The organism is Leifsonia sp. McL0618, from assembly GCF_049994905.1.
Classification (GTDB): Bacteria; Actinomycetota; Actinomycetes; order Actinomycetales; family Microbacteriaceae; genus Diaminobutyricibacter.
Genome location: NZ_CP188258.1, coordinates 2906021 through 2920357 on the forward strand (window position 1 = coordinate 2906021; position 14337 = coordinate 2920357).

Here is a 14337-nt window from a genome sequence, read left to right on the forward strand (position 1 = left end):
CGTTCCTGTCCTGTACGTTTCCTCTATGGCCAGCGGAGATCACTACTTCACCTCTGCGCCCGAGAGCGATCCAGGGCTCCGTCCGTTCACAGTGCAGCTGGCCGGTCAGACCTACGAGCTGACAACGGCCAACGGGATCTTCAGTCCGGAGCGCGTCGACACGGGCACACGTGTGCTTCTCGACCATGTGCCCTCGGCGCCGCCCGGCGGTCATCTGCTCGACCTCGGCTGCGGCTGGGGGCCGCTTGCTCTCACACTGGCTCTGGAGTCCCCTCATGCGACGGTCTGGGCCGTCGACGTCAATACCCGGGCCCTCGATGTCGTGCGCCGTAACGCGCAGACTCTCGGCCTCACCAACATCAACGCCGCGCTGCCCGACGATGTTCCCGAATCGGTGCGTTTCACCGCGATCTGGTCGAACCCGCCGATCCGCGTGGGCAAGAACGAGCTTCACAACCTGCTCGAGCGCTGGATGCCCAGACTCGAGCCCGGCTCGGACGCCTGGCTGGTCGTGCAGCGCAACCTGGGCTCCGATTCGCTGCAGCGCTGGATGCAGACCACCTTCACCGGCGCGCTCACCGTGACGCGTGCGGCGACGAGCAAGGGCTACCGCGTGCTGCGCGCACGCCGCCGCGCCGAGAATCCGCACGGGGAATAGGCTGTCGCAGCCACGCGCTCAGCTCAGTTCGAGATCGCCTTCGAAGACGAGCTCGGCCGGACCGGAGAGTGCAACGTGCTCGCCGTCTTCCGTGGGGAACATGCGTACCCCGACGGTGCCGCCCGGCACATCCACCCGCCAGGCGTTCGGAGCGGCGCCGCCTGCCCAGTAACGCGTAGCGAGGGCCGCGGCCGCCGCCCCGGTACCGCAGGAGAGGGTTTCACCGCTGCCGCGTTCATGCACGCGCATGCGGATGCGCCCGATGCCCTCTTTGACCAGGGGCTCGCGCGGAACGACGAATTCGACGTTCGCGCCGTCGGCCGGGGCCGGATCCAGATGCGGGATGTACGTGAGGTCGGCCGCATCCAGTTCCTCTTCGTCCGCCAATGCGACGACGACGTGCGGGTTGCCCACGTCGAGACCGAGTCCGGGCCGCGCCACGGGAAGCTCGCGTGCACGCACCAGGGGCTCGCCCCCGGCCAGCGACCACCTGCCCAGGTCGACCTGGAACCCGGTCAGGTTGCGCTGCACATCCCTGACGCCGCCCCGTGTGCCGATCGGCAGCGTGTCGCCGTCCGCCAGTTCGGCGAGCCCCGACTCGATGAGGAAACGCACGTACACCCGGATGCCGTTGCCGCACATCTCCGCCACGGAACCGTCGGCGTTGTAGTAGTCCATGAACCACTCGGCGCCTTCGTCTTCGGCGAGTGCTTCTGCACCTTCGGGAAGGTGACGGGACCGCACCGCGCGGATGACCCCATCCGCCCCGATGCCGAAGTGGCGGTCGCAGATGTCCGCGATCTGGGCGGGCGTCAGGTCGATCTGACCGTCGGGGTCGGCGAAGAGCACGAAGTCGTTACCCGTGCCCTGCCCTTTGGTGAAGTGGAGCGTTGTCGCCATGGCTACAGCCTATCGATGGCACGGTCGACGAGTTCGGGGTCGTCGTAGTCGAGCCAGTGCAGGCCGGGGTAGCGCTTGAACCAGCTGACCTGGCGCCGTGCGTAGCGCCGGGTCAGCTGCTGCGTCTGCTCGATCGCGGCGCGCTCGTCGAGTCGTCCGTGCAGCTGGGAGATGGCCTGCGCGTAGCCGATCGCGCGGCTTGCGGTGACTCCGTTCTCGATTCCCGCGGGCACGAGACGGGAGACTTCGTCGACGAGGCCGGCCCGCCACATCCGTTCCACACGCTCGTCCAGGCGTGCCGTGAGTTCTTCGCGCGGCGCGCGCAGCCCGAGTGTCACGACGGGCATCCACGGCGTCGGCTCGTCGGGCAGGGATGCGCTGAAGGGCTCGCCCGTCAGTTCGATGACTTCGAGCGCGCGCACGAGTCGCCTGCCGTTGCTCGGGCCGATGGATGCCGCGGCCGCGGGGTCGAGTGCGGCGAGCCGCCGGTACATCAGCCCGGGGCCCTGTTCCGCGAGCTCGGACTCGAGGCGCTCGCGGATGCCGGCGTCGGTGCCGGGGAACCGGAGGTCGAAGATGACGCTCGACACATACAGCCCTGAGCCGCCGACGAGGATGGGCACCGCGCCCCGGCCGATGATCTCCCCGATGACGGAGCGTGCCAGCGGCTGGTAGCGCGCGACGGTGGCTTCGTCGGTGACGTCGAGGATGTCGATGAGGTGATGCGGGATTCCGCGCCACTCGTGGGGTGGGAGTTTCGCGGTGCCGATGTTCATCCCGCGGTAGAACTGCATCGCGTCCGCGTTGACGATCTCGGCGTCGCCACCGGCCGCGCGGATCCGTTCTGCAAGGTGCAGGGAGAGGTCGGTCTTGCCTGTTCCGGTGGGTCCGACGACGACGATCAGCGGGTGCGCGCCCCCGGTCACCGGCTCGGCCGGCTGCGGGTCAGCGCTCGCCATCCGACGGATCGTAGATGGGCATCGTTCCGACGCCCGGAACCGTCAGCGGCTCCCCCGTGCGCAGGGTCGGGAGACCGAGCGACACTCGCGCCTGCCCTCCGCTGCCTGTCGACCCGTGAGCAGGTACCGCGCACGATTCGGCCTCGGCGCGGTCCCACGCATCGCCCGCCCGTGTGCGACGGATCGTCAGCCGTGCGCCGTCGGGCGAGTCCGCGATCAAGTGGAAGGGGGCGGCCTGCGTCACCGTCACGGTGACGACGTCACCCGGCCGCGGCAGGTCGGAACCGGCCGGAACTTCGAAGTGGACGAGGCGGCTGTCGCGTGCACGCCCGCTGAGCCGGTGCGTGTCTGCGTCTTTGCGGCCCTCCCCGTTGGCAACGAGCAGTTCGACTTCGCGACCGACGACTTTCTGGTTCTCTTCCAGGGAGATGCGCTCCTGGAGTGCGATCAGGCGCTCGTAGCGGTCTTGCACGATCTCTTTCGGAACCTGGTCGGCCATGGTCGCCGCCGGGGTTCCCGGACGGATCGAGTACTGGAACGTGAAGGCCGACGCGAATCGCGCGGCTTCGACGACGCGCAGTGTCTCCTGGAAGTCCTCCTCGGTCTCGCCGGGGAAGCCGACGATGATGTCGGTGCTGATGGCGGCATCGGGAAGCTTGGCGCGGACACGGTCGAGGATGCCGAGGAACTTCTCCGAACGGTATGAGCGGCGCATCGCCTTGAGGATGCGGTCGGACCCCGACTGGAGCGGCATATGCAGCTGCGGCATGACCGTCGGCGTCTCCGCCATTGCAACGATCACATCGTCGGTGAACGCGGCCGGGTGGGGGCTGGTGAACCGGATGCGCTCGAGCCCGTCGATCCCTCCGGCCGCCCGGAGGAGTTTGCCGAATGCCTGCCGGTCGCCGAATTCGACCCCATAGGAGTTCACGTTCTGCCCCAGCAGCGTGACCTCGATCGCACCGTCGTCGACGAGTGCCTGGATCTCGGCGAGGACTTCACCCGGCCGGCGGTCCATCTCTTTGCCACGCAGCGAGGGAACGATGCAGAACGTGCAGGTGTTGTTGCAGCCGACCGAGATGGACACCCAGCCGCTGTAGCTCGAGTCCCGTTTGGTCGGGAGTGTCGACGGGAACGTCTCGAGTGCTTCGAGGATCTCGATCTCGGCCGAGTCGTTGTGCCGGGCGCGTTCGAGCAGGCTGGGGAGCGAGCCCATGTTGTGTGTTCCGAAGACGACGTCGACCCACGGCGCCTTCTCGAGGATGACGTTCTTGTCTTTCTGTGCGAGGCAGCCGCCGACGGCGATCTGCATTCCCGCGTGCCGCTTCTTCACCGATGCGAGGTGGCCGAGGTTGCCGTAGAGCTTGTTGTCCGCGTTCTCGCGCACCGCGCAGGTGTTGATGACGACGATGTCGGCCTCGTCGCCGTTGGCGGGAACGTAGCCGGCAGCCTCGAGCGAACCACTGAGCCGCTCCGAGTCGTGGACGTTCATCTGGCAGCCGTAGGTGCGTACTTCGTACGTGCGTGCCCGGCCGGTCTCATCGACCGCCGCGTCGGACGGCAGGATCACGGTGCGCTCTTCGGTGATGGTGCTCATGATGCGACTAGTTTACGGTCGGGCGGCCATGTACGCCGACACGGGCGAATGCGGGAGACGGCCGCCCGAGCCGGTTGCCCGAGCCGGTTGCCCGAGCAGGTTGCCCGAGCAGGCATCCGCCCCAGCGACGGATCACTCGAAGCGGACGCCGAAGCGCTTGTGCTTGGCCATCGCAACGCTGATGGCCGAGTTCACCGTGTGACCGTCATAGCCTTTGCGTGACAGGAAGCCGTGGACCCGCCGCCTGATCGTCTCGTCGTCGTAGGACGACAGCTGTCGTACCCTCTTCGTCGCGAGCTCGATCGCCCGGGCCTCTTCTTCTTCGCTGTCCACCTCGTGCAGCGCCGAGTCGATGTCGTACTCGGGGATGTGCTTTCGCTTCAGTTCCTGCCTGATGGCCGCGCTGCCGAGCCCCTTGCGCTGGTGGAGTGTCGAGACCAGGTAGTGCGCAAGCGCGTGGTCGTCGAGCAGTGCGACGTCTTCGAGACGATTGAGCTGAATTCTGATCGTCTCGTCATCGATCTCCCGCTTCTTCAGCACTTGCTCGAGCTCCCAGCGGGACATTCCCCGCCGGGCGAGCTGATCCAGCGACAGCTTCGACGCACGATCGCGTGCCTTCTGTTGGGCGTTCTTCTCGGCCAGCTCGTCGTCGGGTACGGCGTCTGGCACTTTCGTGCCGCTGATTCTCGTCACTTGCGCGCGTCGACCCGTTTCTGGTTCGGGCTTCTCCACGAACTCGCCGTTTTCGTCGAGCGTGCCGCCGAAACTCGCATCACCCTCAGGGTCGTCGAACCGGGAGAATGCGACCCGCTCGCGCGCAGGCCGCGGCACCTGCAGGAAGACCACTGGTGCGACGTGTTCGCCGTTCTCGGAGTCCGACGCTGGCGGGAATCGCACCATGCCGGTCACGCCCCCTTGCGGGCCTGGAGCTTCTCTTCGATGGACCCGACGTTCGAAACGGGTTCGGCGACCGCATTCGGGTCGGCCATGATGCCCAGTTTGATCTTGATCTTCGTCTCGATCTCTGCGGCGATGTCGGGATTGCTGATGAGGAAGTTACGAGAGTTCTCTTTGCCCTGGCCGAGCTGATCTCCCTCGTACGTGTACCACGCACCCGACTTCTTGACGATGCCATGGTCGACACCGAAGTCGATCAGGCTGCCTTCGCGGGAGATGCCGACGCCGTACAGGATGTCGAACTCGGCCTGCTTGAAGGGCGGCGCCATCTTGTTCTTGACCACCTTGACGCGCGTGCGGTTTCCGACGGCTTCCGTTCCGTCTTTCAGGGTCTCGATGCGGCGGATGTCGAGGCGGACCGACGCATAGAACTTGAGCGCCTTGCCGCCGGCCGTCGTCTCGGGGCTGCCGAAGAAGACACCGATCTTCTCGCGCAGCTGGTTGATGAAGATCATCGTGGTGTTGGTCTGGCTGAGGCCACCGGTCAGCTTGCGGAGAGCCTGCGACATGAGTCGGGCCTGGAGGCCGACGTGCGAGTCGCCCATCTCGCCTTCGATCTCGGCACGGGGCACCAGCGCCGCGACGGAGTCGATCACGATCAGGTCGATCGAGCCGCTTCGCACGAGCATGTCGGCGATCTCGAGGGCCTGCTCACCCGTGTCGGGCTGGGAGACCAGGAGGGCGTCGATGTCGACGCCGAGCTTGCGGGCGTATTCGGGATCGAGCGCGTGCTCCGCGTCGATGAATGCGGCGATGCCGCCTGCCTTCTGCGCATTCGCGATGGCGTGGAGAGTCAGTGTCGTCTTACCCGACGACTCCGGGCCGTAGATCTCGACGATGCGGCCACGCGGGAGTCCACCGATGCCGAGTGCGACATCGAGTGCGATCGAACCGGTCGGAACGACCTCGACGGGGGCGCGCTCGTCGCTGCCCAGGCGCATGACGGAGCCTTTGCCAAACTGACGGTCGATCTGCGCGAGCGCAGTCTCGAGGGCCTTCTCACGATCGGCGGGTGATGGCATTTCGGTCTCTCCTTCTGGGCTTCGCTAACGAGTTCGACTGTACGCGTGGGCACCGACACTCACGCCTCGACGGGCCAGCATGTGGACAACCCGTTTTCGATTGCCGTTGTGAACGAGCCTACCAACATCCGAACATATCTTCGAGAGACGCCATCGGCGTGTCCCGTGCCTCACCGCTTGGGCGCCGGCGTTCCCGCGCCATGCCAGTGCGACTTCGGAACGTCGGTCTCCCGGCAGAGCGCGAGCCAGACATCGCGCGGAGGGATGCCGGCAGCGAGACCTTCGGCCGCGGTGCGGCCGCCGAGCTCGCCGAGCACGAGGTCGCTGGTGAGTGCGCGCCCGTACTCGACGCCAAACTCGTCGGTCACCGCGCGCTGGAATTCACTCAACTTCATTGGACCACCCTACGAGTTGCAGCAGACATGACGGACGCCCCGGTCTCCCGGGGCGTCCGATGAAAAACGAATCAGCGTGTGACGAGGTCTGCGTCCATCGCCGCGACGAACTCGTCGGGAATCGTGTCGGGGATGATGGGCTCGATACCTTCGAGCACTGCGAGGCGATCTCCCACCTCGCGCATGATGACCGAGATCGGTGTGTCAAGTGCGTCGGCCACCGAAGCGAGGATCTCGCTCGAGGCCTCCTTCTGGCCACGCTCGACCTCGCTCAAGTATCCGAGGGCGACACTCGCCTTGCTGGCGACCTGCCGAAGCGTGCGCCCCTTCTGCAGGCGGAAGTCCCTGAGCACGTCGCCGATTTCCTGACGTACAAGAATCATTGGAGCCTCCTCTTTCAACCCTGCCACCGTGACGGACGATAGATCCGGATGCCCAAGACTACACGCATCCACTACTTCACGATATCGACGGCGACTGGAGTTTTGTTGTGAATTCGTCAGTGTTAACAGACCCGAAACAGGGGGTATTCCCGTCTGTCACATGACAGGGATCCCGAGGTCGGAAGCGAGCTCCTCGATCGCACGGATCACCGCCTGCCGCCTGATCTCCGGCCGCGACCCGGACAAGGCGAGTTCGACCACCCGCGTACGGTCGCCGACCGAGACACCGACGAAGACCGTGCCCGGCGATCGTCCGCCCTGGCCGTCGGGACCTGCGACACCCGTCGTGGACAGCCCGACATCCGCCCGCCTCCCGTCGACGGCGAGACGGTCCCGCACTCGCAGGGCGAGCTGGAACGCGACATCGGGATGGACGGGACCGTACGTATCCAGGAGGTCCTGGTCGACACCGAGCAGCGAATGCTTGAGGGCGGTCGCGTAGACCACCGCTCCCCCGAGTACGGTCGCTGATGCGCCGGGGACCCGAGTGAGTTCTGCAACCAGTTCGCCGCCGGTGAGCGACTCCGCTGCGACGACGGTGAGCGAACGCCCGATGAGCTCGGCGATCACGCGCTCGGTCAGGTCGGACGCGCCGACCAGGCCGGGCACGGATACACCGTCAGGCACGCCGGGCCCTCCGGCCTTTCCACGCCTGCCAGAGATAGTCGATGCCGGTGACCACGGTGAGGATGACCGCAGCGCTCATCAGGATCGTGTTCACCCAGTAGATCCAGGGGCCGAAGATCGTCCACAACGGCACGAGCGCGAAGGAGATGGCGACCGATTGCACGATGGTCTTGATCTTGCCGCCGCGCGACGCCGCGATGACGCCCTGCCGGATGACCACGAAGCGGTAGATCGTGATGCCTACCTCACGCACGAGGATGACGATGGTCACCCACCACGGCAGCTCGCCGAGGATCGACAGCGCGATGAGCGCGCCTCCGGTCAGCACCTTGTCGGCGATCGGGTCGAGCAGCTTGCCGAGCTCGGTCACCAGGTTGCGCCGCCGCGCGATCGCGCCGTCGACGCCGTCCGTGGCTATCGCGAGGATGAACAGCGCGGCGGCAGCCCAGCGGAGCCAGCCGTCTTCTCCGTTGTCGGCCAGCAGCATCCACACGAACAGCGGGGCGAGCAGGATCCGCACGACCGTGATCACGTTCGGCAGGTTCCAGTTGCTCGGGGAACGGAGCGGTTGTCCTCCCGCCGCGGCCGGCGGAGGGGCGTCGGGCACCGACATCGGTCTACTCCCTGTCGGTCAGCTGCCAGGCGTCCTCATTCGAGTCGCCCTCCACCTCAGGATAGCCCTCGGTCATGCGCGCGACGGGGTCGCCTCCATACCGGTCCTCGTCATCCGGCGCCGACGCGTCCGGCCCCGGTGTGCGTTCCGGCGTCCGGGCCGAGCCTCCGCCCGGCGGCTCCTCGCCGCGCAGCCGGGCGAGCACGGCCGGCAGTTGCTCCGCCGTCGCAAGCACGTCGCGCGCTTTGGAACCCTCCGACGGGCCGACGATCTCACGCGACTCGAGGAGGTCCATGAGGCGCCCCGCCTTGGCGAAGCCCACCCGGAGTTTGCGCTGCAGCATCGAGGTGGAGCCGAACTGGGTGGACACCACGAGCTCGGCGGCCGCGAGGAGGAGCTCGAGGTCGTCGCCGATGTCGGAGTCGATCTGCTTCTTCTCGGTCACGGCAGCCACGTCTTGCCGGTACTCCGGGCGCGCCTGCCTCGTGACGTGGTCGACGACCTTCTGGATCTCCGATTCGCTCACCCACGCACCCTGGACACGCACCGCCTTCGATGCGCCCATCGGAAGGAAGAGCCCGTCGCCCTGGCCGATGAGCTTGTCCGCACCCGGCTGGTCGAGGATGACGCGCGAGTCGGTGACGCTCGTGACCGCGAACGCGAGCCGGGACGGCACGTTCGCCTTGATCAGGCCGGTGACGACGTCGACCGACGGCCGCTGGGTCGCGAGCACCAGGTGGATACCGGATGCGCGCGCCAGCTGGGTGATGCGAACGATCGAGTCCTCGACGTCGCGCGGAGCGACCATCATCAGGTCGGCGAGCTCGTCGACGACGACCAGCAGGTAGGGATACGGCTTGAGTTTGCGCTCGCTGCCGGCCGGCAGCACGATCTCGTCGTTGACGACCGCCTTGTTGAAGTCGTCGATGTGCCGGAAGCCGAAGCTCGCCAGGTCGTCGTAGCGCATGTCCATCTCTTTGACCACCCACTGCAGCGCTTCCGCCGCCTTCTTCGGGTTGGTGATGATGGGCGTGATGAGGTGCGGCACGCCGGCGTAGATCGTCAGCTCGACGCGCTTCGGGTCGATGAGCACCATGCGCACGTCGGCCGGCTTCGCCCGCATCAGCAGGCTGGTGATCATCGAGTTGACGAAGCTCGACTTTCCGGAGCCGGTCGAACCGGCGACGAGCAGGTGGGGCATCTTCGCGAGGTTCGCCACAACGAAGCCGCCGCCGACATCTTTGCCGACTCCGATCGTCATCGGGTGCACGCTCTTGGTCGCCGCGGCGGAGCGCAGCACGTCGCCGAGCGACACGATCTCACGGTCGCTGTTCGGGATCTCAACACCGATGGCGCTCTTGCCGGGGATCGGCGACAGGATACGCACCTCATTGCTCGCGACCGAGTAGGAGAGGTTCTTGCTGAGCGCGGTCACGCGCTCGACCTTGACGCCCGGCCCGAGTTCGATCTCGTACTGGGTGACGGTCGGGCCGCGCGAGAAGCCGGTGACTTTCGCATCCACCTGGAACTGATCGAGCACCTCCGTGATCGAGGCGACCACCTCGTCGTTGGCGGCCGAACGCGTCTTCGCCGGCGACCCGGCAGAGAGGATGGTCGGGGCAGGCAGGCGGTATGGCGCCGGCGGCACCGGAGCGAGCGGTTTCGCAGCTCCGGCCGCGACCTCGTCGAAGTCGGCCTGGGCGTCCGCGGAGAAGCCGGGAAGCAGCTCGGTCGCGCCGTCCGCGCGCAGACCGGTCGGATGATGCCCCGCTGCCGCCACTTCGCCCGTGAACCGCTTGACAGCGTCTTCGGCATGCCGCAGTTCCTCGAGAACTTCGGTGTTGTAGTGATCGGACCCGGGGTCGGGCTCGATCGCCGAGGCGAACTCACCGTGCCCCGCTTGCGCCGGGGTACCGAGGAGCGCCGTGAAGTCCTCGGCGATGACCGGGCTGTCATACGCCGGGTCGTCTTCGCGCTGGGACTTGTTGCGACGCCACCAGGGAAGGTTGCCGTCGTCGGCCGGCTCGTCGACGTCGTCGAGCTCGACCTGCTGGGTCTTCGCCTCCTTCGCCGCCTTTCGCTCCTCCTCCGTCGGCAACTGGGCACCGAACAGGTAGGCGTAGAGCTCCCGGATGCGCACCCCGATCTTGTTGGGCGGGGTCTTGGTGATGATGAAGAGACTGAGCACCAGCAGGAGGCCGATGACGATCCCCGCCCCGATCCAGGTGATGACAGCGGAGAGCGGCCATGCGAGGAGCCAGCCGAGCACGCCGCCGGCCCTGGCGAGCTGCACGATTCCGTCCGACGGCATCGGGTGCGAACTGAAGACGTGGCATAGCCCTGAGACGGAGACCAGCAGGATTCCGAGGCCGATGCCGATGCGGGTGTTGTCGTGGACCGAACTGGGATGGCGGAACAGCCAGGCCGCGAACAGCACCATGATCACCGGCAGGGCGTACGCCACCCGTCCGAAGAGGCCGCCGAACGTCCAGACCTCGAGCGTCTGGGCGACCGTGTTGTCGATCAGGAACCACTCGACGACCGCGCCTGCGATGGCAAGCAGGAAGAGGAAGAAAGGGACGCCGTCGCGCCGCTCCTCCTTGGCGAACTTCTCGGGGCCCAGTGCCCTGAACGCTCCCCCGACCAGGTGTGCCAGCGCCATCCAGATGCGCACGAGCAGGCCGGGTTTCGGCTCGGCCGCAGGGTACTTCACCGTCTTCTGGGCTGCCGTGTTCGCGGCGGGCTTGCGCGCCGTCGAACCGCCGCGCGCGGGGGTGTTCCGGGCGCGTGAAGTCGACTTGGTGCTCGTAGCCATGCCAACACGGTACTTCGCACCGCCGTCATTGCCCGGGAAGGGAGCGGGGGTGTCTCCCCAGAGCCGCGCGCCAGGTCTGCCAGGTCAGCGGATGGTCGCGACCATCGTGTCGGAAGCTTCGCGCGACTCGATGGTCACGTAGCCCTCGCTCACATAGAGCCGCTGGGCGAAATTAGCCCGCTCCACACTGAGGCTGAGCCGGGAATGCCCGGCGGCGAGCGCCTGCCGGGTGACCGCCTTGAGCAGGGCGCGCCCGACACCCTGCGCACGCCACTGGGGATTCACCCCCAGGGTCAGCTCGGGAACGCCAACGGCGACGAAACCGGAGCCCGGCGCGTTCGGCGGGAACAGGCGGGCCCAGCACGCGCCGATCGGGATGCTGTGCGAATCGAGCGCGACGGATCCGAAATCACCCGGCCGCGGCCAACCCGCGATGTACCGGGACACCTTCGGATCGTCGAGGATCGCCACCCGGGGGCGCGCACGGGACACGCTCCAGTTCGCCGCCTCGACCAGCATGTCGCCCATGAAACGGGCATCAGCCGGGGTGGCACTGCGAATCTCGAAGCCTCCCATAGCGGGAGCGTACTCGCGGCATGTTACGGGCGGATTTCGAGGCTAGGCCTCGATCACCAACGGCACGATCATCGGGCGCCTGCGGTAGCTCGTGTTCACCCAGCGGCCGACGGTGCGGCGCACGACCTGGCTGAGCGCGCGCGAGTCGCGGACGCCGTTGTGCGCGGCATCCGCCAGGGCGGCAGCGATCTTCGGCTTCACATCGTCGAAGACGGCATCATCTTCGGCGAAACCCTTGGCGTGGATCTCTGGGCCCGTGATGATACGACCGCTGGCCGCGTCGACCACGACGATGATCGAGATGAATCCTTCTTCTCCGAGGATCCTGCGGTCCTTGAGGTCCGCATCCGTGATCTCGCCCACGCTCGAGCCGTCGACGTACACATAGCCGACATCGAGCTGGCCGACGACCTTCGCGACGCCGTCGCGGAGATCGACCACGGTGCCGTCCTCGGCCAGGATCGTGTTCTCCAGCGGCACACCGGTGTCCATCGCGAGAGCGGCATTCGCCACCAGGTGCCGGTATTCGCCGTGCACCGGCATCACGTTCTTCGGTTTGATGATGTTGTAGCAGTAGAGCAGTTCCCCGGCCGCAGCATGCCCGGAGACGTGGACCTTGGCGTTGCCCTTGTGCACCACGCTTGCGCCGAGCTTCGTCAGGCCGTCGATGACGCGGTAGACGGCGTTCTCATTGCCGGGGATCAGGCTGGAGGCGAGGATGACCGTGTCACCCGGTCCGATCTCGATCTGGTGGTCGAGATTGGCCATGCGCGCGAGCACGGCCATGGGCTCGCCCTGCGAACCGGTGGACATGTAGACGATTCGGTCGTCGGGCAGGTCTGCCGCCTTCTTGTAATCGATGAGCACGCCTTCTGGCACCTTCAGGTAGCCGAGCTCGGCCGCGATGCCCATGTTGCGCACCATGGAGCGGCCGAGGAAGGCCACACGCCTGCCGTTCTCCGCGGCTGCGTCGAGCACCTGCTGCACGCGGTGGACATGGCTCGAGAAGCTCGCCACGATCACGCGTCGCGGAGCCCGCGCGATGACGTTGTCGAGCACCGGTCCGATCGAACGCTCGAGCGGGGTGAACCCCGGCACGTCGGCGTTCGTCGAGTCCGCCATGAACAGGTCGACGCCCTTCTCACCGAGGCGGGCGAACGCCCGCAGGTCGGTGATGCGGTTGTCGAGGGGAAGCTGGTCCATCTTGAAATCGCCCGTGTGCAGCACGACGCCGGCGTCCGTCGTGATGGCCACGGCGAGCGCATCCGGAATCGAGTGGTTGACCGCGACGAACTCGAGGGAGAAGGGACCGAGCTTCTCGTGCTGTCCTTCCTTCACGGTCAGCGTGTACGGCTGGATGCGGTGCTCCTTGAGCTTCGCCTCGACCAGGGCGAGCGTCAGGCCCGACCCGATCAGCGGGATGTCCGCGCGCAGGCGAAGCAGGTAGGGCACGGCACCGATGTGGTCCTCATGACCGTGCGTGAGCACGACGCCGACGATGTCGTCGAGGCGGTCGCGCACCGGGGCGAAGTCGGGCAGGATCAGGTCGACGCCCGGCTGGTTCTCTTCGGGGAAGAGCACACCGCAGTCGACGATGAGGATCTTGCCGTCGAACTCGAAGATCGTCATGTTGCGGCCGATCTCGCCCAGGCCTCCCGTCGGGATGATCCGGAGAGTGCCCGGTTCGAGGGCGGGCGGGTCGGAGACGAGGTTGGGCATCTGCCCCTCCTATACGTTTGCGGGCGCGAGGCGCTCCTGGTGATGCGATCCTGGCAGTGGCCAGGACCTAACGTGTTGTGCCTGCGATCTTGGGCAGCGCTCCGCCGGCCGCAGCGTTGCGGTCGGGCCGGAAGTTGCGGAAGTCGACGCCGGGGATGTCGGTGACGAGGTCGATCTCGTCTTCGATCTGGGCGGCCTCCCACTCCTCAGGACCGACGAGGGGCAGGCGGACCCGCGGGCTGCCGATGCGGCCGAGCCCGTGGAGGATGTACTTGGCGGCGACCGTGCCGGGAACGTGGGTCATGACGGCGCGCACCAGGGGCTCGAGGGTGCGGTGCGCCGCGGTGGCGGTGGCGAGGTCGCCGGCGTTGACCGCATCCACGATCTGCCGGTACGGCCGGGCGGCGATGTTCGCCGTCACGCCGATCAGGCCGGAGGCGCCGATCGAGAGGTGCGGAAGCACATTGGCGTCGTCACCCGAGAAGTACATGAGGTCGGTCTGGTTGAGCACCCGGCTGACCTCGCTGAAGTCGCCCTTCGCGTCTTTGATGGCCAGGATGTTGGGGTGCTTCGCGGCACGGAGGATCGTCTCGTATGTGATCGGCACGCCGGTGCGGCCGGGGATGTCGTAGAGGATGACGGGCAGGTCGGTCGCGTCGGCGATCATCCGGAAATGGGTCAGGATGCCGGCCTGCGTCGGCTTGTTGTAGTACGGGGTCACGATCATGACACCGTCGGCGCCCGCCTTCTCGCTCTGCCGGTAGAGCTGGATGGCATGGGCGGTCTCGTTCGACCCGCCGCCGGTGATGATCTTCGCGCGGCCCGCGGAGACCTGCTTGCCGACCTCGACGAGACGAAGCTTCTCCGCGTCGGTCAGCGTCGACGTCTCACCGGTCGTGCCGGTGACCACGATGCCGTCGGCGCCATCGTTGATGACGTCGTCCATATGCTTCTCGACGCCGGCCCAGTCGACCTCGCCATCGGCGGTGAACGGCGTCACCAGGGCGACCAGCACCTGGCCGAACGGATTCGCGGAGACAGACATGTTGTACAGGC

General features: G+C 66.9%; 14 protein-coding genes. 1 reads left to right on the top strand and 13 read right to left on the bottom strand.

Features of this window, described 5'->3' with window-relative positions; translation table 11 throughout:
- The first annotated feature begins 25 nt into the window (after window positions 1-25).
- On the top strand, window positions 26-658 hold the full coding sequence (locus tag ACPPVQ_RS14010; protein ID WP_426515712.1) for a class I SAM-dependent methyltransferase: 633 nt from the start codon (window positions 26-28) through the stop codon (window positions 656-658).
- An 18-nt stretch (window positions 659-676) separates the two neighbouring features.
- Here the strand turns inward: ACPPVQ_RS14010 and dapF are convergent, their stop codons facing one another.
- The 13 genes from dapF to dapA form a co-directional block, all read right to left on the bottom strand.
- Window positions 677-1558 carry a diaminopimelate epimerase gene (dapF, locus tag ACPPVQ_RS14015; RefSeq protein WP_426515713.1) on the bottom strand — a complete coding sequence of 294 codons (882 nt, stop codon included), beginning with the start codon at window positions 1556-1558 and terminating at the stop codon, window positions 677-679.
- 2 nt (window positions 1559-1560) lie between these two features.
- On the bottom strand, window positions 1561-2517 hold the full coding sequence (gene miaA, locus ACPPVQ_RS14020) for a tRNA (adenosine(37)-N6)-dimethylallyltransferase MiaA (RefSeq protein ID WP_426515714.1): 957 nt from the start codon (window positions 2515-2517) through the stop codon (window positions 1561-1563).
- Entirely contained in the window at window positions 2504-4114 is a 1611-nt protein-coding gene (miaB, locus tag ACPPVQ_RS14025) for a tRNA (N6-isopentenyl adenosine(37)-C2)-methylthiotransferase MiaB (RefSeq protein WP_426515715.1), read from the bottom strand. Before miaB ends, miaA begins: the two co-directional genes overlap by 14 nt.
- A 132-nt stretch (window positions 4115-4246) precedes the next feature.
- Complete coding sequence (locus ACPPVQ_RS14030) at window positions 4247-5014, bottom strand: regulatory protein RecX (RefSeq protein ID WP_426521270.1); 768 nt, start codon at window positions 5012-5014, stop codon at window positions 4247-4249.
- Window positions 5015-5019: 5 nt separating this feature from the next.
- Window positions 5020-6093, bottom strand: coding sequence for a recombinase RecA (recA, locus tag ACPPVQ_RS14035; protein WP_426515716.1), 1074 nt, complete (start codon window positions 6091-6093; stop codon window positions 5020-5022).
- A gap of 170 nt (window positions 6094-6263) precedes the next feature.
- The gene (locus ACPPVQ_RS14040; protein ID WP_426515717.1) at window positions 6264-6488 is read right to left on the bottom strand and encodes a DUF3046 domain-containing protein; all 225 of its coding nucleotides are present in this window, start codon (window positions 6486-6488) and stop codon (window positions 6264-6266) included.
- A 71-nt stretch (window positions 6489-6559) separates the two neighbouring features.
- On the bottom strand, window positions 6560-6871 hold the full coding sequence (locus ACPPVQ_RS14045) for a helix-turn-helix domain-containing protein (protein ID WP_163290993.1): 312 nt from the start codon (window positions 6869-6871) through the stop codon (window positions 6560-6562).
- 156 nt (window positions 6872-7027) lie between these two features.
- Complete coding sequence (locus ACPPVQ_RS14050) at window positions 7028-7558, bottom strand: CinA family protein (RefSeq protein WP_426515718.1); 531 nt, start codon at window positions 7556-7558, stop codon at window positions 7028-7030.
- Window positions 7551-8171: a CDP-diacylglycerol--glycerol-3-phosphate 3-phosphatidyltransferase gene (pgsA, locus tag ACPPVQ_RS14055; protein ID WP_426515719.1), complete on the bottom strand. Its 621-nt coding sequence runs from the start codon at window positions 8169-8171 to the stop codon at window positions 7551-7553. Before pgsA ends, ACPPVQ_RS14050 begins: the two co-directional genes overlap by 8 nt.
- Before the next feature lie 4 nt (window positions 8172-8175).
- Window positions 8176-10986: a DNA translocase FtsK 4TM domain-containing protein gene (locus tag ACPPVQ_RS14060; protein WP_426515720.1), complete on the bottom strand. Its 2811-nt coding sequence runs from the start codon at window positions 10984-10986 to the stop codon at window positions 8176-8178.
- Between the two features lie 84 nt (window positions 10987-11070).
- Window positions 11071-11562 (bottom strand): N-acetyltransferase family protein, encoded by a 492-nt coding sequence (locus tag ACPPVQ_RS14065; protein WP_426515721.1) that lies wholly within the window; start codon window positions 11560-11562, stop codon window positions 11071-11073.
- A gap of 42 nt (window positions 11563-11604) precedes the next feature.
- Window positions 11605-13281, bottom strand: coding sequence for a ribonuclease J (locus tag ACPPVQ_RS14070; RefSeq protein ID WP_426515722.1), 1677 nt, complete (start codon window positions 13279-13281; stop codon window positions 11605-11607).
- A 67-nt stretch (window positions 13282-13348) separates the two neighbouring features.
- Window positions 13349-14326 carry a 4-hydroxy-tetrahydrodipicolinate synthase gene (gene dapA, locus ACPPVQ_RS14075; protein ID WP_426515723.1) on the bottom strand — a complete coding sequence of 326 codons (978 nt, stop codon included), beginning with the start codon at window positions 14324-14326 and terminating at the stop codon, window positions 13349-13351.
- Window positions 14327-14337 lie beyond the last annotated feature (11 nt).